The organism is Bradyrhizobium sp. 25ACV (assembly GCF_054863005.1).
On sequence record NZ_JAVAYO010000023.1, the window covers coordinates 57,563 to 78,445 of the forward strand.

General features: G+C 63.0%; 18 protein-coding genes and 1 pseudogene. 12 read left to right on the top strand and 7 right to left on the bottom strand.

Going from position 1 to position 20,883, the window contains the following annotated elements; all coding sequences use genetic code 11:
- Nucleotides 1-73: 73 nt before the first annotated feature.
- The 6 genes from RAD04_RS35500 to RAD04_RS35525 all read right to left on the bottom strand — a co-directional run bounded on the left by RAD04_RS35500 (nt 74) and on the right by RAD04_RS35525 (nt 8,327).
- On the bottom strand, nt 74-313 hold the full coding sequence (locus RAD04_RS35500) for a hypothetical protein (protein ID WP_461627492.1): 240 nt from the start codon (nt 311-313) through the stop codon (nt 74-76).
- Between the two features lie 29 nt (nt 314-342).
- Entirely contained in the window at nt 343-1,164 is an 822-nt protein-coding gene (locus RAD04_RS35505) for an outer membrane beta-barrel protein (RefSeq protein WP_461627493.1), read from the bottom strand.
- Nucleotides 1,165-1,309: 145 nt separating this feature from the next.
- Entirely contained in the window at nt 1,310-2,572 is a 1,263-nt protein-coding gene (arcA, locus tag RAD04_RS35510; RefSeq protein ID WP_461627494.1) for an arginine deiminase, read from the bottom strand.
- Between the two features lie 26 nt (nt 2,573-2,598).
- Nucleotides 2,599-4,032 (bottom strand): basic amino acid/polyamine antiporter, encoded by a 1,434-nt coding sequence (locus tag RAD04_RS35515; RefSeq protein WP_461627495.1) that lies wholly within the window; start codon nt 4,030-4,032, stop codon nt 2,599-2,601.
- 144 nt (nt 4,033-4,176) lie between these two features.
- Nucleotides 4,177-7,242: an efflux RND transporter permease subunit gene (locus RAD04_RS35520; protein ID WP_461627496.1), complete on the bottom strand. Its 3,066-nt coding sequence runs from the start codon at nt 7,240-7,242 to the stop codon at nt 4,177-4,179.
- Entirely contained in the window at nt 7,239-8,327 is a 1,089-nt protein-coding gene (locus tag RAD04_RS35525) for an efflux RND transporter periplasmic adaptor subunit (protein WP_461627497.1), read from the bottom strand. Before RAD04_RS35525 ends, RAD04_RS35520 begins: the two co-directional genes overlap by 4 nt.
- 290 nt (nt 8,328-8,617) lie before the next feature.
- Between RAD04_RS35525 and RAD04_RS35530 the strand changes: the two genes are divergently transcribed.
- Nucleotides 8,618-8,818 carry a DUF3551 domain-containing protein gene (locus RAD04_RS35530; protein ID WP_461627498.1) on the top strand — a complete coding sequence of 67 codons (201 nt, stop codon included), beginning with the start codon at nt 8,618-8,620 and terminating at the stop codon, nt 8,816-8,818.
- A 215-nt stretch (nt 8,819-9,033) separates the two neighbouring features.
- Nucleotides 9,034-9,537 carry a DUF1269 domain-containing protein gene (locus tag RAD04_RS35535; RefSeq protein ID WP_028143792.1) on the top strand — a complete coding sequence of 168 codons (504 nt, stop codon included), beginning with the start codon at nt 9,034-9,036 and terminating at the stop codon, nt 9,535-9,537.
- Between the two features lie 20 nt (nt 9,538-9,557).
- Here the strand turns inward: RAD04_RS35535 and RAD04_RS35540 are convergent, their stop codons facing one another.
- Nucleotides 9,558-10,268 (bottom strand): Bax inhibitor-1/YccA family protein, encoded by a 711-nt coding sequence (locus RAD04_RS35540; RefSeq protein WP_461627499.1) that lies wholly within the window; start codon nt 10,266-10,268, stop codon nt 9,558-9,560.
- Between the two features lie 242 nt (nt 10,269-10,510).
- Between RAD04_RS35540 and RAD04_RS35545 the strand changes: the two genes are divergently transcribed.
- The 10 genes and pseudogenes from RAD04_RS35545 (at nt 10,511) to RAD04_RS35590 (ending at nt 20,549) form a co-directional block, all read left to right on the top strand.
- Nucleotides 10,511-10,714 carry a DUF6894 family protein gene (locus RAD04_RS35545; protein WP_461627500.1) on the top strand — a complete coding sequence of 68 codons (204 nt, stop codon included), beginning with the start codon at nt 10,511-10,513 and terminating at the stop codon, nt 10,712-10,714.
- A 131-nt stretch (nt 10,715-10,845) separates the two neighbouring features.
- Complete coding sequence (locus RAD04_RS35550; RefSeq protein ID WP_461627501.1) at nt 10,846-12,285, top strand: basic amino acid/polyamine antiporter; 1,440 nt, start codon at nt 10,846-10,848, stop codon at nt 12,283-12,285.
- Between the two features lie 30 nt (nt 12,286-12,315).
- Nucleotides 12,316-12,558 carry a hypothetical protein gene (locus RAD04_RS35555; protein WP_461627502.1) on the top strand — a complete coding sequence of 81 codons (243 nt, stop codon included), beginning with the start codon at nt 12,316-12,318 and terminating at the stop codon, nt 12,556-12,558.
- 48 nt (nt 12,559-12,606) lie between these two features.
- A complete protein-coding gene (locus RAD04_RS35560; protein WP_461627542.1) occupies nt 12,607-13,719 on the top strand; it encodes an AI-2E family transporter in 1,113 nt (370 codons plus the stop codon).
- A complete protein-coding gene (locus tag RAD04_RS35565) occupies nt 13,716-14,303 on the top strand; it encodes a hypothetical protein (protein WP_461627503.1) in 588 nt (195 codons plus the stop codon). Before RAD04_RS35560 ends, RAD04_RS35565 begins: the two co-directional genes overlap by 4 nt.
- Nucleotides 14,304-14,789 carry a DUF992 domain-containing protein gene (locus tag RAD04_RS35570; RefSeq protein ID WP_461627504.1) on the top strand — a complete coding sequence of 162 codons (486 nt, stop codon included), beginning with the start codon at nt 14,304-14,306 and terminating at the stop codon, nt 14,787-14,789.
- A gap of 172 nt (nt 14,790-14,961) precedes the next feature.
- Nucleotides 14,962-15,519 (top strand): HdeD family acid-resistance protein, encoded by a 558-nt coding sequence (locus tag RAD04_RS35575; RefSeq protein ID WP_461627505.1) that lies wholly within the window; start codon nt 14,962-14,964, stop codon nt 15,517-15,519.
- A 332-nt stretch (nt 15,520-15,851) separates the two neighbouring features.
- Nucleotides 15,852-16,097: a hypothetical protein gene (locus RAD04_RS35580; protein WP_461627506.1), complete on the top strand. Its 246-nt coding sequence runs from the start codon at nt 15,852-15,854 to the stop codon at nt 16,095-16,097.
- A 65-nt stretch (nt 16,098-16,162) separates the two neighbouring features.
- Nucleotides 16,163-17,400, top strand: a pseudogene (locus RAD04_RS35585) (efflux RND transporter periplasmic adaptor subunit).
- Entirely contained in the window at nt 17,397-20,549 is a 3,153-nt protein-coding gene (locus tag RAD04_RS35590) for an efflux RND transporter permease subunit (RefSeq protein WP_461627507.1), read from the top strand. Before RAD04_RS35585 ends, RAD04_RS35590 begins: the two are co-directional and overlap by 4 nt.
- The last annotated feature ends 334 nt before the right edge of the window (nt 20,550-20,883 follow it).

Sequence of the window (20,883 nt, forward strand, 5' to 3'; positions counted from 1 at the left end):
CCGAGCAGCGGAGTTCCGAGACAGCGAACTCCCGCGCCGATAGGCGGCTATGCCTAGCAACGTAGCGATGACGCTAGCGGCTGCTGCCACCATTTGCGCCGGACTTCCTCCTGCGTTCCATCCTTGCTTTCGGAGTCGTCGGAGGCGGCGCAATCTGCAGGGGATGCGATGGTAGCGTCAGACGGTTTATCGCAGCATCGTCCCGAAGCGCATCGGTATCAAGACGCTGGCTTCGATCGACGGCGTCGCGCGGATCGGCGGCGGCAACGGATGTTGCCGCGATGCCCACAACAATACCGATCAACAGCGACATGCTTCTTGCGTGCATCAATCGGATACCTCTCAGAATGCGAAATCCAGACGAGGGCCGATGCGAACGTCCCTATATCGCCGTAGCGGCACGTTCGACGTTCGCGCCTCGTACAGCACGGTCGTCGTGAGCGACACATTGCTCGCAAAATTATACTTCAGACCGACGTCCGCCGAATAGAGCTGATCGTGTCGTCCGCGATTGAGCCCATCGGTGAACCAGTAAGCCTCGAACAACGGCGTGCTCACGATCGACCATTTAGAATCGAGCTTGACCTCGATACCGAGCACGGCGTCGAATCGCCAGCGGCGCGCCTCCGCCAGGTCGGAAAATCGATAGGTCAGGAGCAGCAATGGCGAAAACGTCGCGTTGTTGAAGCGGAAGTCGCGCGCAACCGAGCCCATCACATCGTCCGAGGTGAAGGCCAGGTCGCGGTAGATACCGTCAAAATCGTAGCGATGCTCGTAAATGGCGGAGAAACGCCAGCCATCCCAATTTTGGGTCAGGCGCCCGCCCATCCGCGCGACGGCAAAGTTGCTGTCCTTCTCCCGCGAAAACGCTTCATATTGCGCCCGCGCATAGAGGCGGTACGACAGGTCATTGCTGAGGTTCCCGTCCAGCCGGACGCTCACGTCGGGCACGTAGTAAACGTCCGACTTGCGGTTGTCGCGGCTAAACAGGGCGTTGTCGGTGAAGGTGGGCGCGATGGAACCGACGACGCTCCAGGTGGGTGTGGAGGTATACGGCACAGGGGCCGCGATCGTCTTGAACTCGGTGACATCAAGGTCGGCTGCACCTGCCGTGCTTGCGCCGAGCAGACCAAAGATCGGCAGAAGAATTCTGGACCTTCGCATGGCATCCCTCGATGGCTGTCGCATACATCGGGATTCGCGTCAGGCTGCGACACGATTGTGGCGTGTTAATGTTATTCGATTAAATCATGGGTTGATCAGATCGATCATCGTTTCGTAGGAGCTCGCAGTGACCGCTGATGCGGGCTTAATAGTCGACCGCGTCCCTGGTGATCGGACAGGTCATGCAATGACCGCCGCCGCGACCACGTCCGAGTTCCGCACCAACGATGGTAATGACCTCGATGCCTTCCTTGCGCAGCAGCGTGTTGGTGTAGGTGTTGCGGTCATAGGCGAACACGACGCCAGGGGATGCGCAGACGAGATTGGCACCGCTATCCCACTGGGTGCGCTCGCGCATATAGGCATTTCCGCCCGTCTCCACCACGCGCAGCTTCTTCAGCCCAAGCGCCTCTGCCACGACCGCGACGAAGGGCTTTTCATCCTTCCGCAGTTCGATGCCTGCAGAGCTGTCGGCCGGACGGTAGGAAAATGCCGCGATATTGTTGACGATGTCCGGATAAAGCAGCACGCAATCGCGATCGGCGAATGTGAAGACCGTATCCAGATGCATCGCCGCTCGAAGCTTGGGCATGGCAGCCACGATCACGCGCTCGGCCGCCTGCTTCTTGAACAAGGTGGCAGCGAGCTGGCTGATGGCCTGCCGCGAGGTGCGCTCGCTCAATCCGATCAGCACGTTACCCTTTCCGATCGGCATCACGTCGCCGCCCTCGAGCGTCGCAAGGCCGTGATCCTGTGTCGGATCGCCCCACCAGACGTTGACCTTGCCGGCGAAATCCGGATGGAATTTATAGATGGCGGCGGCGAGGATAGGCTCTTCGTGGCGCGCCGGCCAGAACAGCGAATTCAGCGTAACCCCTCCGTAGATCCAGCAGGTCGTATCGCGCGTGTACAGGGTGTTGGGAAGGGGCGGCAGAAGATACTCCGTCATGCCGGCCGCTTCCCGGATGAGCCTGAGCGTCTCGCCGCCGCGGGCTTCCGGAAAGTCCTGGGTCGACAATCCGCCGATCAGCGTCTCCGCCAGCTCGCGCGGCTTGAGGCTTTCGAGATAGCCGCGCAGCTCGTCGATCAGGCCGAGGCCAACCTGATTGGGGATCACCTGGTTGTCGAGAATCCACGTCCTCGCCTCCGGAATGGCGACCGTGTCGGCGAGCAGATTGTGCATCTCGACGACTTCGATACCGCGGTCACGCATCTTCTGCACGAAATCGAAATGATCGCGCTTGGCATTGTCGACCCATAGGACGTCGTCGAACAGCAAGGTGTCGCAGTTCGTCGGCGTCAGACGTTGATGAGCCCGCCCCGGCGAACAGACCATCACCTTGCGCAGCTGGCCGACTTCCGAATGAACACCGAAGGGAATCCCTGCATCCGATGTCTGCTTTGTCATGAGGCCTATCTCCGGAACTGCTCCGCTCAGATCGTGATGTAGCCGGTGGCCAGGCCATGAATGCCGATGACCGCGCCGATCGCAACGACAATGAAAATGATCCACTCGACGAAGGTGAAGACTCTCGCCTTTTGCTCGAGGCGTGCCCACAAATACAGTGCCGTGCCGGGCGCGTAGAGGATGGCCGACAGCAGCAGATATTTCATTCCGGCCGCATAGATCAGGAAGAGCGTGTAGATCAGCGCAATTCCGGTAAAGACCAGCCCGCTTCGACGCTCGTCTGGACGCTTCTCATAGGTCTCGCCCCGCTTGACCAGCAGGAGCCCGTAGGCGGCGAGCAGGAAAAACGGGATCAAATTCATGACGCTCGTCAGATTGAGCATCAACGAGAAGGCGTCCCGCGACCAGTAGGTGCTGATGACGAAGAGCTGGACGACGATGTTGGTCAGCCACAGCGCCGCCGCCGGGACCTTGTTCTCGTTCTCGGTGCCGAACAGGGCCGGCATATCCCTGGTGCGGCCCGCGGCCGAAAGAACTTCGGTGCAGATCAGGCTCCAGGCGAGATAAGCCCCGAGCACCGAAACCAGAAGTCCGATGCTGACGAAGACCGCGCCCCAATGTCCTACCACGGCCTCCAGCACCGCCGCCATGGACGGCTGTCGCATCTCGGCGATGTCGGCGCGCGGCAGCACGGCGTAGGGCAACATGGTGACGAGCACCATCAGGCTGGTCACCATCACAAAGCCGATGATCGTCGCCGCGCCGACATGGGATCGCTCCTTGGCATAGCGGGAATAAACGCTGGCGCCTTCGATCCCGAGGAACACGAACACCGTGACCAGCATGGTCGCGCGGATCTGCTCGAAGAGTCCCTTGTCCGGCATGCCCTCGCCGCCCCAGAAATTGTCGCTGAACTGGTCGGCCTTGAAGGCGAAGATCAGGATGACGATAAAGACCAGGATCGGCACGATCTTGGCGATGGTCACGATGGTGTTGATCGCGGCGGCCTGTTGCACGCCACGCAGGATCATGAAGTGGAAGAGCCAGATTCCGATCGAGGCAACGATGATCGCGATGACGGTATTGCCGTCACCGAACACGGGAAAGAACGCGCCCAAGGTCGACTTGATCAGGACCCAATACGACACGTTGCCAATGCAGCTTCCCATCCAATAGCCAAGCGCCGACAGGAAGCCGGGATAATCGCCGAAACCTGCTTTCGCATAGGCGTAGACACCAGCGTCGAGTTCGGGTTTTCGCTCCGCCAACGACTGAAACACGCGCGCCAGCGTGTACATGCCGCCGCCGGCGATGCACCAGGCGAAGATGGCGCCGAATGGACCGGTTGCGATGCCGAATGTGCGCGGCAGCGAGAAGATGCCGGAACCGACCATGGAGCCGACCACCATGGCCGTCAGAGCAAACAGCGAAAGTTTCTGGATCGACGGCATCGCACTCATGTGAAGGGCCTCGAACCGCGAACGATAGTCGGCGCTGCGGCCGCTTCGCTCGTTGGGACCCGGACGATGCGCCGTGGAGCGCGCATGGCCAATCAGGTGATCACCTAGTCGAGGTCCGGGATTACCCTCACTGCCCACACGCTCTCAGGCCGAGAACGAAGCGCCAGAAGCTTCGGCCGGCTCCTTTCCGCCAAACCAGGCCACATACAGTGTCGGCAGGAAGACCAAGGTCAGACCGGTCGCGACCAGCAGGCCGCCCATGATCGCAAAGGCCATCGGCCCCCAGAACACCGTCGGAGCAATCGGGATCATGCCGAGAACGGTGGAGACGGCCGTCAGCATGATTGGACGAAAGCGGGAACTGCTGGCGTCCACCGCGGCCTGCCAGGGTCCCTTCCCCAGTGAACGCTCCGCCTCGATCTGGCCGATCAGGATGACCGCGTTCTTGCTGATCATGCCGAGCAGCGCAAGCACACCGAGAATGGCGACGAAGCCCAATGGCCGGCCCGACAACAGCAGTGCTGCGACGACGCCGATCGGACCGAGCGGTGCAACGCTGACGACCATCAACAATCGCGGAAAGCTCTGCAACTGGGCCATCAGGACCGTGAACATGACGAACAGCATCACAGGCACCACCGCCATGACGGATGCCTGCGAATTCCGGCTTTCCTCCACCGTGCCACCGACCACGACGCGGTACGAAGCCGGCAGCGCCGTCTTCAGCTTTGCCATGGCCGCGGCCTGCCTGTTGACGACCGTCTCCGGCAGCACACGGTCGGCAATGGCGGCCCGAACCGTAAGCGTGGGCACGCGATCTCGTCGCCAGATCAGTGGAAACTCCTGATCATACTCGAAAGATGCAAACTGGCTCAGTGGAACGGTCCGGCCACCCGCGATCGGCATCTGCAACGTGCGTAAGCTCGCCAGCGAGACGCGCTGTTCATCGGTTGCGCGGACCACCACATCGACCAGGTAGATATCGTCGCGCACCTGCGTGACCGGCGTGCCGGATATCACGGCGTTCAGAACGGTGGAAATCGTCTGCGAACTGAGGCCGAGAAGTCGGGCCTCGTCCTGGTTGACGCGAATGCGCACCTGGCGATCGGGCTCCATCCAGTCGAAATTCACGCTCTTGGCGGCCGGATCGGCGCCGACGATCCGTGCGACCTCGAGCGCGATGTCGCGCACCCGCTCGACGTCGGGGCCGCTGACGCGATACTGCAGCGGCCATCCGATCGGGGGGCCAAGGCCGAGCGGCGACACCGACGAGATCGCGTTCGGAAACTCATCGGCGAGGAATCGTTCCAGCTTGCCATGCAGCCGCTCACGCGCCCCAATATCTTTGGCGACGACGACCGCCTGCGTGAAGAAGTCGTTCGGCAATTCGACGCTGAGCGGCAGGTAGAACCGGATCGCACCGCGCCCGACATAGGTGCTCCAATGCGCGACATCGGGATCGCCCGTCAGCATCTTGTCCAGACGCTTTGCCGCGGTTTCGCTGGCAAAAATCGACGAGTTCTGCGGCAGGCTGAGATCGACCAGCAGTTCCGGCCGATCGGAGGACGGAAAGAACTGTTGCGGAATGAGCGGCAGCGCGAGCACGGAGGCGACGAACAGCGCGGCCGTCCCACCGAGGGTCAGCCATTTGGCGCGGATCGCCGATATCAGTAAGCGTCGATACAGCCGGAACACCCGTCCGGGAGCCGCAGCGCCCTTCTGCTTGGGCGGGACAAGGATGGCAACGCCGAGCAGTGGCGCGAAGATCACCGCGACGAACCAGGACGCCAATAGCGCGATCGCGACCACAGCGAACAGCGAGAACGTGTATTCGCTCGCGGCGCTGGCGGCAAAGCCGACCGGAATGAAGCCCGCGATCGTCACGAGCGTCCCCGCAAGCATGGCAAGCGCGTGGGTCCGGAAGGCGTAACTGGCGGCCTCGACCTTGCCGTCGCCCAATGCCAGGCGAATGAGCTTGGCATCCGTCGTCGTCATGGCATCATCGACCAGCAGGGCAAGCGCAATGATCAGGGCCCCGAGCGATATCCGCTGCATGTCGATCTGAAGGACCGCCATGACCGGAAACACGATCGCAAGCGTGAGCGGGATCGCCAGCGCGATGATCAGGCCCGGACGAACGCCGAGACTGATGAAGCTCACGACCAGAATGATGGCGATCGCCTGCAACAACGAGGTCATGAACTCGCCGACCGCCTTGCCCACGACGACGGCCTGGTCGGCCACCAGGCTCGGCTCGATCCCGATCGGCAGATCAGCGGTGATCCGCGCCATCGCCGCCTTGACGTTCCTGCCGAGCGCGAGGATGTCGCCGCCGTCGCGCATGGCAATGGCGAGCCCGATCGCCGGACGGCCGTTGATCCGGAACAGTGGCTGGGGTGGATCGACGTAGCCCCGCCGCACCATCGCAAGGTCGCTCAGGCGCAGCATGCGGCCGCCGGCGGCGAAGTTGATATCGGCAATGTCCTGCTCGGACAGGAAGCTGCCCGAGACCCGCAGCGATATCCGGTCGGTGCCGGTCTGAATCGTTCCCGCCGGTATCACGATGTTCTGCGCCCGCAACGCCGCAATCAGAGCAGTGCGATCAACGCCGAGATTTGCAAGCTCCTGCTTGGAGAACTCGACGAAGATCACTTCCTCCTGTGCGCCCAGCAGCTCGATCTTCGCGACATCCGGCACAGCCAGGAGCTGCGAACGGATCGCCTCGACCCGGTCACGCAACTCGCGTTGCGCGAAGCCATCGCTGGTAAAGCCATAGACGATGCCAAAGGTGTCGCCGAAATCGTCGTCGAAGAACGGCCCGACGACACCAGCGGGCAGCGTATGGCGAATGTCGCCGATCGTCTTCCGCACGTGGTACCAGGTATCGGAGACATCCCGCGCATTGGCGCTCCCCTTGAGGTTCACGAAGATGGTCGTGAGGCCTGGCCGGGTGAAGCTGCGCAGGAAATCCAGATGCGGGGTCTCCTGCAATTGGCGCTCGAGGCGCTCGGTCAGCTGCTTCATCGTCTCGTCGGCCGTCGCCCCCGGCCAGACGGCATGAACGATCATGGTCCGGATCGTGAAAGCCGGATCCTCGTTCCGGCCCAGCCGGAAATATGACAGGACGCCGGCGGCTACCGCTATCAGCATGAGGTAGACGACCAGCGAGCGTCGCCCCAGTGCCCATTCCGAAAGGTTGAATCCGCTCATCGTCCCGACCCGAGCACGCGCACCTTCTGGCCTGGATGAAGTGCCTGAACGCCTGCAGTCACGACGATCTCGCCGGCATCCAGCCCTTGCGCGACGATCACCTGTGCCTGGTCGAACCGCAGCACGTCGACGTTCCGCACTGAGACCGTATTGGCCGAGGGATCGAAGACCCAGACGGCCGGCTGTTGATTCATCCTGGTCAGCGCGGTTGCGGGAATGCCGATCATCGGGCCGGAGCTCGCCTCGGCGCGCCCGACCACGGTCGCCCCGAGCCGCATCGCAGCCGGCGGATCGGTAAGGCCCACCTTGACCTCGAAGGTCCGCGTGACCGGATTGGCCTGGGCGGCGACCTGCCGGACGCGCCCTTGCGCCGTCACTGCCGGATCGTCCGTGAGCGCGACCGTTACCTGCAGATTGGCAGGCGCCGCTCTCACCAGTTGGGCGGGCACATCGAAGACCGCATCGCGACCGTCCTGGCGAGCGATCTTCGCGATCGTCTGCCCGGCCTGAACGACCTCGCCGGCGGCGGGGCCGGTTTCGGTGACCTTGCCCGGCGCATCGGCGCGCAGCTCGGTAAAGCCGACTTGATCGTGGGCGGCGCTCAACTGGGCTTCGGCCATATCGAGCTGCGATTGGGCCGCCTGCTGCGCCTGCGTCGCGGCTTCGAAGTTGGCGCGGGTGGTCCAGCCCTGCGCCAGCAGCGTCTGCTGACGCTCGAAATGATTGCGGGCCTGAGTGAGCTGGCCTTGCGCAGCAGCAAGTGCCGCCTGCGCCTGGCGTAGCGCGTTCGCTTCGTTCTGCGATTCCAGTTGCGCCAGAAGCTGGCCGGCCTGGACGCGATCACCAAGCCGGGTGTTGTTCGAAAGCAGCCGCCCGCCGATTCGAAATGCGATGCCTATCTCGTCCTCCGCCTCGATACGCCCCGTAAACGTGAACGGCGTCAGCAGCTCGCGCTTCTCGACCGTGGTCGTGCGAACCGGACGTGGCGCCGGGGACGTATCCTCCGCCGGGTCCCTTTCACAGGCGGCAACCAGCAGCGTGGTGACCGCTGCGACAAGCGCGATGTTCAGTGGCCGCATCGGCATGACATGATCATCGGTCAACTGCTCCGCTGACGATCTTGTCGATAGATCATTTCCCTTCCATCGGTAAATCTACTGAGCGATCACCGATGCAATCGTGATCCGGAGAACCTTCCGGCAGCAGTCAGAAGATTCCCAGGGCAACGTCAGGCAATCACCCGATACCGGGGACGCCGCAAGCGGTGCATTAAGGCTGCACCTGCTCCCGCCGCGGCGCGTTCGCCAAAGCAGCAGGTGGCAAGGGAACCGGCCGCTCAGGCTCCGAATGCTTCACACGACGACAGGAGATCGACATGAGAAAGCTGGCTTTGCTGTCCGCGGCCATCTTCATTGCGCTCAGCGCGATGGGTTCGACGACGGCCGTACAAGCGCAGGATCTGGCATGGTGCTCGAAGATCAAGGGAATGCTCAACTGCATGTATGAGACCCGCTCCCAATGCCGCGCATCGGTGAGCGGACGGCAGGGCACCTGCGTGCAAAATCGCCGCCGCTGACGGCATCGTTCAGTCCGATATCGGCCCGGGCGGCGTAAAATGATGCGCTGTTGGTTGTCGTACGCCACCCGGATTTCGGCATGAATGCCGCAACTGTGCCTGCCCCATCGGGACATTCCTCCGCCAACGTCCGGGGTTTCCTCCAATCGCGGCGGGCATTCTTGCGCGGTAGCATCGACTGCTCCGGTTCGCATTTGGATCAACGGGAGGTGTCAATGTCCGATCTTGTCGCGATCGTGTATCCGTCGGAAGCAAAGGCAGAAGAAGTCCGCCAGCAGCTATTCAAGCTGCAGAAGGAGTATCTGATCACAATCAGCGACGCCGTGATTGCCGTGAAGACGGACGCGGGCGGCATCAAGCTCAATCAACTCGTCAATACCACTGCCATGGGCGCAATGACGGGAAGCTTCTGGGGCCTTCTCATCGGCGTCCTGTTCCTGAACCCGATCCTCGGAGTCGCGGTCGGCGCCGCGTCCGGCGCGCTCGGCGGCGCGCTATCGGACTTCGGCATCGACGACGCCTTCATGAAGAGCCTGTCGACCAGCCTCCAGCCCGGCAACGCAGCCTTGTTCGTCCTGATCAAGCACATGACGGCGGACAAGGTAATCAACGAGATCAAGAGCGCCGGCGGCGTTGTGCTCAAGACGTCACTCGACGAGACCAAGGAAAAGCTCCTCCGCGATGCGCTGACGAGTGCGGTGGAGCGGCCGGCGGCCTGAAGCCGCCGTTCCTCCCTGTCTCAGCGCCTGCCGCCCGCAAGCCGCAGCAGCATCATGAAGAGGTTGATGAAATTCAGATAGAGCGACAGCGCCGCGATGACCGACTTGCGACCCGCAGAGGTATGGTCATCCGCGCTGTCGTACATCGCCTTGATGCGCTGCGTGTCGTAGGCCGTAAGCCCGGCAAATACGCCGACGCCAACGATCGAGATCAGCCAATCGAGCGTGCTCGAGGACAGAAAGATGTTGATCAAGCTTGCGATGATGACGCCGATCAACCCCATGAACAGGAACGTGCCGAGCCCGGAGAGATCGCGTCGCGTCGTATACCCGAAGGCGCTGAGCGCTCCGAAACTCGCGGCCGCAATGAAGAAGACCCGGGCAATCGACGAGTTCGTGTAGATGTGGAACAACGTCGAGAGCGATACGCCGACCAAGGCGGCGTAGAGGAAGAACAGCAGCCGTGCCGTCGACACGGACAGCGTATTGATGCGCGAGCCGATGAAGAAAACAAGCCCCAGCGGCGCCAGAATGAAGACCCACATCAATGGGCTCTGCAGCAGCGCCGGGCCGGTGAGCTGGTAGGTCAGCCAAGCCACGACGGCGGTCAAGCCGACGCCCGCGGCCATGTGCGCGTAGATTCGCAGCATGTACTCATGCAGGCCAGCATCCACCGCAAACGCGCCGCCAGTCGTCTCTGCCGCAGTCAGATTCTGATCGAAATTTGACACATCCGCCTCCTCTGGACTTCGCCGAGGGAGGCGACACTAATCCTTGGGCTTCCGGAACGGCATCGGACAATCCCCCGAGCGCCGCCCGTGGAAATTACCCTTCTTTGTCGCAACTGGGGGCATCGCAGGGATGCTGCACATTACCGATGCGAGAGCTTGGAACTACGTCTAAGCCCTTTGGCGTACGCTCCTTACAGCTTTGTCACTTGGAAGCCGGGTGGGTCGCGATCTAACCCAATGCCATGCGCTTCTTCTTTCACATCGCCGACAGATACGGCCTCGTCCCCGACGGGATCGGACAGGACTGCCGAGATCAGGATGCAGCCATCCTGCACGCCAGACGCCTCGCCGCCGAGCTCGCCAAGGCCGGTGAATTCTGCCGCGGCAGCGTCGTGCTTGTGGCCAGCCCGCCGCAGACGGCTTGCGGAGCCCCGGGCGGCGGCTGATTTTTCTGCCCTCACCTCCTACAGAGAATCCCTGATGTGCGCATGCGGCAGACACTTCTAAGGTCGTCCGCATGGGGCGGTCGGCAGATGCGACCAGCACCGCGCTGCGGATTGGGAGGCCATCCTCCGTCATGGCGTCTTCGTCGAACGAGGCCAATCAAGAGCTTTCGCGCAACGCGTTGATCGCGCTTGTGATCGGATCGATGGTGGGATCCGGCATCTTCGCCCTGCCGGCGGCGTTCGGGCGTGCCACTGGCGCCTTCGGTGCGATCATCGCATGGATCATCGCAGGGTCGGGCATGCTCATGCTCGCGCTCGTATTCCAGTCGCTGTCGCAGCGCAAACCGGAGCTGGATGCCGGCATTTACGCCTACGCCAAAGCCGGATTTGGCGACTACATCGGATTTGCGTCGGCGGCCGGCTATTGGATCGGCTGCTGTCTTGCCGACGTCGCCTGTCTCATTCTGATCAAGGCCACACTCGGGCAGTTTTTTCCGATCTTTGGCGACGGCACGACGCCGACGGCCATTGCATCGGCGACACTGCTTTTGTGGAGTGTGCACTTTCTCGTGCTGCGGGGCATCAGGGGCGCGGCCAGGCTCAACACGATTGCAACCTTCGCAAAGATCGTTCCGATACTCCTGTTCATCGTCGTGGCCGCGTTCGTGCTCGATCGCGACCTGTTGGTGCAGAATTTCTGGGGAACGGAGCCGCCGAGTCTCGGACAGGTGCTGAGCCAGGTTCGCTCTACGATGCTGCTTACCGTATTCGTGTTCGTCGGCGTCGAAGGTGCGAGCGTCTATTCGCGCTACGCCAGGAATCGCGCCGACATCGGCATTGCGACGGTGGTGGGCTTTCTGAGCGTTCTCTGCCTGCTCGTCCTGGTGACGCTGCTGTCCTACGGCGTGTTGCCGCGGAACGAGCTGGCGGGTCTTTCGACGCCGTCGATGGCAGGCGTGATGGAATCAATGGTCGGGCGCTGGGGCAGCGTGTTCATCAGCCTGGCCCTGTTGATCTCGATCCTCGGCAACTATCTGTCCTGGTCGCTGCTCGCTGCGGAGATCCTGCATTCGGCGGCGATGCACCACACGATGCCGTCGTTTCTCGCGCGTGAGAATGCGAACAAGGTGCCTGTCGGTGCGCTTTGGCTGACCAACTGTGTGATCCAGGCATTCCTGCTCGTCAGCTGGTTCGCCGAATATGCCTTCACGCTCGCACTGAAGATGACGAGTGCGATGACGCTGCTTCCCTACGTTCTCGTCGCGGCCTATGGCCTCAAGCTCGCATCGACCGGCGAGACCTATTACGTCGGCGAGCGCGCCCGCACGACCGATTGGATCCGCGGTGCCGTTGCGACGCTCTACGCCGCCGCGATGATCTACGCCGGCGGACCGAAGTTTCTCCTGCTGTCCTCGATCCTCTACGCGCCCGGAACCTTGCTGTTCCTGATGGCCAAACGCGAGCGCAAGGAAAGCACGTTCACGAGAACCGAAGCCATCCTGTTTGCGGCGGTCGCAATCGCGGCGGGCGGCGGAGTCTATGGGCTCGCCGTCGGTGCCCTTTCGATCTGACCCGGCGTCTTTGATTGTAGGGAGGCGAACATGACCATGACGATCACGCATTGCAGCTTGCTCCTTGCCGGGTTGCTGGCCGTCGCGGCGCCGCCCACCGTCACGCTCGCGCAATCGAAGGACGACAGCGCGGCGATGGCAAAGGAGACCGGCACCGCTACATCCAAAAAGGAGGCGCCCCCGAACACCAACACCAATCCGACGAAGCACCGGTACTGGCGTCATCGCGGCGGCAGACACCCGCACTATGGCAGCCGCCGCCTTCGCACCTGAGATATCGTAGTGGCCCCTTCAATGGATCAACCTGACAGCGATTCCGGCATGCGCTCCGAAAAATACCGAGAGCTCCCTCGGCACGAGACCGCTGCCGACGAGCCCGGGGAGGCCGGACGGCCAAGTCTGCTGGCCGTCGGTCTCACCCTGCTCGCCGCCGGCGTCGCTTTATTCCTGATCTGGCAAATGGTCTCCAGCCTTCTGATTGTCTTTGCCGGGGTGTTGTTCGCCGCCTTTCTGGACGCCTTGGCGCGAGCTTTGGCACCGGTCCTTCCGCTCAAACGAGCCTGGCGGTTGACGCTCGTTGTCTTGCTTCTGTCCGCGCTCTCTTGTTTCGGCCTCGCCTGGGGCGCGCGCAAGCTGCCGGAACAGACGCGCCTGCTTCTGAAAGTGATGGATGCGCAGGTTGATCTGCTCCAAGAGCACCTGCTGTCGTATGGCGTGGACCTGCTCGGCCCGGAATGGGGCCGCGACTTTGCACAATGGCTGTTCGCCGATCAGGGCCGGTTCTTCAGCCACGCTCAATTTCTGCTCGGCGGAGCATCGAGCCTTTTGACCGCCGTGCTGGTGATCCTGTTCCTCGGCATTCTGTTCGCTTTCGATCCCACCGGCCACCGCGAAAGCGTGATCGCGCTGGTCAGACATTCCCATCGCGCCCGTGCGCGCGCCGTGATGGACGAGATGGGAAATGTCATGCGGCTGTGGTTCGTCGGACAATTGATCCGCATCATGCTGATGACGTTATGCGTGTGGCTCGCGCTCTATCTCATCGGGCTGCCCGGTCCCTTCGTGCTTGGACTTCAGGCCGGTCTATCGAACTTCATTCCCTATCTCGGGCCGATCGTTGCCGCGATCCCGATCGCGCTCGTCGCGATGCCGCTCGGCGCATCGCTCCTGATCTGGGCGGTCGCCGTGTACACCATCATCCAGTCGATTGAAGGCTACGTGATCGGCCCACTGATCCAGCGCCAGGCGGTCGAGACCCCGCCGGCGTGGACACTGGTTGCGATCGTCCTTCTCGGCGCTCAGTTCGGCGTCATGGGCGTCGCGGTCGCGATGCCGCTGGTTGCGATCGGTCGGGTTGCGATCGTCAGGTTTTATGTCGAGGACTATCTGGGTGGCGATCCCAAGCCACGATCGATTGCGAGTGAGCAGTCATGAGCGAGTTCGAAGCGCATTCGAACGATGCCCCGGCGCGTTCGACAACGGCCCGTTTCCTGTGGCAGCAACTTCCCTATGTCGTCGCGCTGCTGCTCGCCATCGTCGGCGTTGCCTACACAAACGTCTCGCACCAGCCGTTGACCGGCTATTGGGAGTTCCTGGCGCTCGCCATCGGCGTGGTCTGCGTTGTCACTAAGTGGCCGGAGATCGAGGGCAAGGAGGGCCAGATTCGGCTGATCTGGACGCAGGCCCTGCACTGGATCGCGGTCCTGATCACGATGAACATCATGCTGGTCTCCGGCGTGCAGCAATTGCTTCCGACCCCTGCAACGGGGCTCGTCCTGCTGACGTTGCTCGCGCTCGGCACGTTCCTTGCGGGCCTGAGCCTGCTGTCGTTGCAGATCGCCTTCCTTGGCCTTGCGATGGGCGCCGCCGTTCCGGCGATATCCTGGCTGAAGCAATCCATCTTCTTCTTCCTGCTCGGGGCTGTGCTGCTGATTGGCCTCGCCATCTCGTTCTGGTGGCGCCAGGACGGCCGCCCCTCGCAGAGCACCAGGGACATCACGAACCAGCAGGAGGATTGAATGCGAACGTTGCGATGTCTTGCCGCCATCGGCGCATCCGTCGTTCTTTGCGCCGTCACCTCGCCCGCGCAAGCCGAGAGATTCAGGGTCGGCAGGCTGCTGTGCTTCTCGGAGCCGCGCGTCGGACTGGTGCTTGGATCGACGCAGGCGCTGCGTTGCGTGTTCAACGCGCTGCGCCCGCCCCGGCAGTACGTCTACGAGGGACGGATACGGCGCGTCGGCGTCGATATCGGCGTGACCAGCGCCGGCGCGCTATCCTGGGCGGTCTTCGCCAGGAACTCGCGGATAGGCCCCGGCACGTTGCGCGGCAGTTACGTCGGCGCGAGCGGCAATCTTGCATTCGGTCCCGGCCTCGGCGCCAACGTCCTGATCGGCGGCTCGCGAAGGAGCGTGATGCTGCAGCCGATCTCGGTCGAACGCTCGATCGGGCTCAATCTCGCGGCTGGCGTGACTCATCTGACATTGGGACCGCGAGGCGGGCTCTGATCCCGCCGTCTCGGTCCCGCGGTTCGGTCTGCTGTTGATGCCGGTCCGCGCAGGGAGAGAATGAGAACATTCCCGCCCCGCCGCTCAGGGTTTCGTCCGATGTCGGCGTCGGGTGTTCGAAGCTAGGATCCGATGCATGCTCGATCGGGCCGTGACTGCCCAGGAGGATCGCATGACAGTCTATGACAGTCGCAGGAGTCTCGATGCCGTGGTTGCTCCGCCGCTGTGGGTTTGTGCGCTCCTCGGCGTCGTTCTGATCGCCGCTGGCCTGTTCGCGCTCGGCGACCTTGCCTTCGCCACCGTCGTCAGTGTCAAGCTCATCGGGCTCACTGCGATCGCTGCCGGCGCATTCGAGATTGCCCACGCCTTCTGGACCAAGGGATGGGGCGGGTTCCTTTGGCAAGTCGTGCTCGGCGCGCTCTACCTCGCCTTCGGCGTCGTGCTGCTCACCCAGCCGGTCTCGGGCGCGCTGATCCTGACCTATTTCCTCGGCGCGGTGCTGTTCGCTTCGGGTGTCATTCGATGCGTGCTGAGCTTTGCCTATTGGCGGCAGAATGGATGGATGATGCTGATCTCGGGCGTCTTCGCGGTGATCGCCGGCGTGCTGGTCCTGTTCGGCTTCCCCACCATCAGCGCTTGGGCTCTCGGCTTCTTGTTGGGCGTCGACCTGATTGCCCATGGCCTGGCATGGCTGCTCTATGCGCTGCAGTCGGTGCGAACGACCGCATAACAGAGGAGAGAACAACCATGGATGCTCCCAGTCGCCGCGTCTTCCTCAGCCTTGCGATGAACGCCTTTGCCGCCGCCGCGATCGGAGCATCCGGCGCGCACCTCATCGGTGTTGCGGACGCAATGCCGGTCGATCCCGATCTCTCTCGGGCCGGCCGGGCACCGGAGGATCGCGCCATCCCGATGCAATGGGGACCTCCGCCGCGACCCGGCTGGGGCCCGTCTCATCCTGGCTGGGGCCCGCGACCGCGCCGACGCCGACGCTGGGTTTGCTGGTGGCATCGTGGGCGCCGTCACTGCGGTTGGCGCTGGTAGTCCGAAGGGGATGAGGACATGGTACGCAACAAGAACCAATGGCTCCTCGTCGCCGTGCTGGCAGTTCTTTTCCTCGGCGCGAGCTGGTTCTGCCTGTCAGTCTGGAGGGCGACGCCCTCGATGCCGCCTTACGGGAACATCGTGCTGGCGGCGGCTGCGATCCTCGTTCTGGTGCTCGGCTGCGGCCTGATCGCGCTGATGTTCTACAGCCATCGCAAGGGCTACGACGAGCCGGCGCGCAGCAACCGAACCGCGCGGGACTAGCACCGCCCGTCGAACGGCGGAGGTCTGACGCCGGCAGTTCCGAGCCTGGAGCAAGGAGCGGACGAATGAACCTTGCTGACGTCCGGCTCGGACTGCTGGCGGCGAGCCTTGCGACATTGTTGGCCGGCGAACCCGCGCGGCCGCAGCCTGCCCCACCCGCGCCTGCCGTCGGCGTCGTCGAAGCGGCACAGCGGCCGATCACCGAGAGCAGTGAGTTTCTCGGCCGGATCGAGGCCATCAACCAGGTCAACATTGCCGCTCGCGCCACCGCTTTTCTGGAGCAGCGGCTGTTCACCGAGGGCGCGGAAATCAGGAAAGGCCAGCAGCTTTACCGGCTCGAACGCGGCCCGTTCGAGGCCGATGTCGCCGCCAAGCAGGCCCAGGTGGCGCAGCTCGAAGCGACGCTCGAGAATGCCAAATTGACCACCGAGCGCGCGCGCACTCTGCTTGGCGGACCGGCCGGGCAGCAATCGACCTACGATGCCGCGCTCGCGAGCCAGCGCAGCCTCGAGGCCCAAGTCAAAGCCGCGCAGGCCCAAGTCCAGGCCTCACAGATCAACCTCGACTACACCATCATCAGCGCGCCGATCGACGGCAAGATCGGACGCACGGCCGTGACGGAAGGCAACATCGTCGGTCCGAGTTCAGGCGTGCTGACCACGATCGTCAGCCAGGATCCAATGTATGTCACGTTCCCGGTGCCCCTGCGCCAGGGGCTCGAGCTGCGCGAACGCTACGGCCCCAAGGCGGCCTCGAAGCGGTGACGATCCGATTGCGGCTGCCCGACGGGCACATGTATGGGCAATCCGGCAAGCTGAATTTCGTCGACAACACCATCGCCCAGAACACCGACACGATCACGGTGCGCGGAGAGATCGCCAACCCGATCCTGCGCGCTCCCTCGGCGGCAGGCGTTACCGTCCACGAACTCACCAACGGCGAATTCGTCACCGTCGTCCTCGAAGGAGTCCAGCCTATCGAGGTGCTGGCGATCCCGCGCTCAGCAGTGCTGTCCGACCAGCGCGGCGACTACGTTCTCGTCGTCGGCGCAAACGACAAGGCGGAGCAGCGGCGCATTCAGCTTGGGCAATCGACTCCCACGATCGCTGCCGTCATCAGCGGATTGACGGCCGGTGACAAGGTGATCGCGGAAGGTTTGCAGCGCGTTCGCGCCGGCCAAATCGTCTCTCCAGAGCCGGCAAGTCCGCTGATCTTGTCGAGCATGAAGGATTCAACCGGCGAGGCGACTCCGCAAGGAGGGCGCGCGCCCCTGCCCCGAATCCCCAAGGGCGGCAACCAATGATATCGAGCGTCTTCGTCGACCGGCCACGTCTTTCGATGGTGATCGCCTTTGTCATCACCATCGCCGGCGCGCTGGCGCTCACGCAGATCCCGGTGGCGCAGTTTCCCGATATCGTGCCACCGCAGGTCACCGTAGCCGCAAACTTTCCCGGCGCCTCCGCCGAGGTCGTGGAGAGCAGCGTCGCCCAGCCGTTGGAGGCGCAGGTGGTCGGCGTCGACCGCGCGCTCTATATGAAATCGATCAGCGGCAACGACGGCAGCTATACGCTGACGGTTTCGTTTGCGCTCGGAACCAATCCCGACATCAACACGGTCAACGTCAATAATCGCGTTCAGAGCGCATTGTCGCAATTGCCCACGGAAGTGCAACAGCAGGGCGTGACCGTCCAGAAGCGATCCTCTTCGATCCTGCAGTTCCTGGTGCTCTACAGCGCAGATGGTCGGCAGGACCCGCTCTTCATCACCAATTACGCCATCATCAACGTGCTGGACGCGATTGCGAGCACGCCGGGTGTCGGCCAGGCCAATCTGTTCGCCAGGATGAATTATTCGATGCGGATCTGGTTCGATACGCAGCGCCTCACCAGCCTCAACCTGACCCCCTCGGACGTGATTGCCGCCATTCGCGCACAGAGCGTCCAGGCTCCCGTCGGCCGCATTGGCGCACGGCCGATCAGCGACGATCAGCAGTTCCAGTTCAACGTGCAGACGATGGGCCGCCTCGCCACCGTCGATCAATTCGCCAACATCGTGCTGCGCGCCGAGCCGAACGGATCCTCGCTGCTGGTCAAGGACGTCGCCCGCGTCGAGCTGGGCGCGCAAAATCTCGACAGCGAAGCCCGGATCGACGGGCGGGCCGCCGTTCCGATTGCGATCTACCTCGCCCCCGGCGCCAATGCAGTGACCACCGCGCGCGCGGTCGCGGACACGATGCAGCGGCTGTCCGGCCGGTTTCCGGCAGGGCTCGGTTATCTCGTGCAATACGACTCCACCACCTTCGTCCGGGACACGATCACGGAGGTGCTGTGGACATTGGGCGAGGCCTTCGTCCTGGTTGTGATCGTGGTGTATCTGTTTCTCGGAAACATGCGGGCCACCGCGATTCCGGCCGTCGCAGTCCCGGTAAGCCTCATAGGCACCTTCGCCGTTCTGCTCGCGCTCGGCTATTCCGCCAACACCGTATCCCTGCTCGCAATGGTGCTCGCGATCGGCATCGTGGTTGACGACGCCATTGTCGTAGTCGAGAATGTCGAGCGTGTCATGGCGGAGGAGCCTGATCTGTCTCCGGCCGAGGCCAGCAAGAAAGCCATGAGCCAGATCACCGCGCCGATCGTCGCGATCACGCTGGTGCTGCTCTCGGTGTTCGTACCGATCGCTTTCATTCCCGGCATCTCGGGCACGCTGTTCCGCCAATTCGCGGTGACGATCAGCGCCGCCATGATGATCTCGGCATTGAATGCCCTGACGCTGTCGCCGGCCCTCTGCGCGCTGCTGCTGCGTCACACAGGACAGCGCCGCGGCATCATCGGCCGCATGCTGACCGGCATCGACTGGGTGCGCGATCGCTACAGCGGCGCGGTCCGCCGGCTCGTGCGCATGGCAGCCTTGTCGCTGCTGCTGGTGGCCGCCTTTGCTGCAGGAATCTTCGGCCTGTCGCTGGTGACCCCGACGGGCTTCCTGCCCGAGGAGGACCAGGGCGCCTTCTTCACCTCGGTTCAGCTGCCGGACGGCGCATCGGTGGCTCGGACCAGCGAGACCACCCGGCAGATCGAGGACATCTTGAAACAGATGCCGGCCGTCGACCACGTCCTTGCGGTGATCGGCTTTTCCCTGCTCGACGGAGCCTCCGAGCCGAACAGTGCACTCGTGGTGGCGCGACTGAAGCCGTTCGCCGACCGCAAGACGGCAACGGATTCCGCACAGGCGCTGATCGCCAAGACCTTCGCCGCCGGCACGCAGATCCGGCAAGCCAACGTGCTGCCGTTCAACCTGCCGCCGATCATCGGGCTCTCCACCGGCGGTGGCTTCGAATATCAATTGCAGGCCCTGGAAGGTCAGGCTCCGGCCGCGATCTCCAGCGTCACGAACGCGTTGATCGGCGCGGCCAATGCCGATCCTCGGCTCGCGCGTGTGTTCTCGACATTCACGGCGACCAATCCATCGCTCTATCTCGATATTGACCGCCGCAAGGCCCAGGCGCTGGGCGTCACCGTCAACGACATCTTTACGGCGCTCCAGGCCACGCTCGGCGGCATCTACGTCAACAACTTCAACCTGTTCGGTCGCACTTGGCAGGTCAATCTGCAAGGTGAAGCATTCGATCGCGCCGATACGTCGGATGTCTGGCGCATCCATGTGCGTAACAGCTCGGGTGAGATGGTGCCGTTACGGTCCCTCGCCGGCCTCAAGATCGTGACCGGACCGCAGGTCATCACCCGCTACAACAACTATCGTTCGGTGACCGTCAACGGCAGCCCGGCATCGGGCACCTCCTCCGGGGCCGCGATCGCCGCCATGACGCAGATCTCGGAGGATGTTCTGCCGTCGGGTTACGGTTTCGCGTGGACCGGCACCGCCTACCAGGAACAGCAGGCGGCCGGCCAGACCGGCATCGTGCTTATGCTCGCCGTCCTCTTCGCTTATCTATTCCTGGTCGCGCTCTATGAAAGCACCGTGATCCCGATCCCCGTGCTGCTCTCGGTCGTCGTCGGCGTGCTCGGATCCTATCTCGGCATCAAGATAGCCGGCCTCAATCTCGATCTTTACGGTCAGATCGGCCTCGTCGTCCTGATCGCGCTTGCCGCCAAGAACGGCATCCTGATCGTCGAGTTCGCCAAGGAGCAACGCGAGGCCGGCGTGCCGCTCGACGAGGCCGCGATCCAGGGCGCACATATGCGCTTTCGCGCCGTCATGATGACCTCGGCGGCCTTCATCCTGGGCCTCCTGCCGCTCGTGATCGCAACCGGCGCCGCCGCGCTCAGCCGGCGCGCCGTCGGCACCGCCGTCTTCGCCGGCATGCTGGCCGCAAGCTCGATCGGAATATTCATCGTGCCGATGCTCTACGTGGTCTTCCAGCGCCTGCGTGAGCGGGCAAAGGCGGCCTTCAAGTCAAGCCATCAGCCCAAATCGCCCGACCGCAATGCAGTCTAGGCAGGCTTCGGCGGTGTCCCCCGCATCCGGCAATCCTCGCCACGAGGACGCGCGGCTGTCGACGAACGAAGAGCCCGTCGAGAGAAACAGCACTCGGTTCAAGTTGCGATTCGATGCCTGCTCAAACGGAATGAGCATCTTCTAGTTGTTGATCTTTCTCGATGAGGCGGCGCCCCATCCAAGCTCTTCGAGGTTGGCGAAACGAGACGATCGAGAAACGGTCCTGCGCAAATCTCGTGCACGCTGGTTTTCGCGCAGCCGGGAAACTATGGCAATCGCAGCCGCGCTATTCTCCTTCCTGCTTTAACGAGCGTTTTGATAAATGATCTCTCTC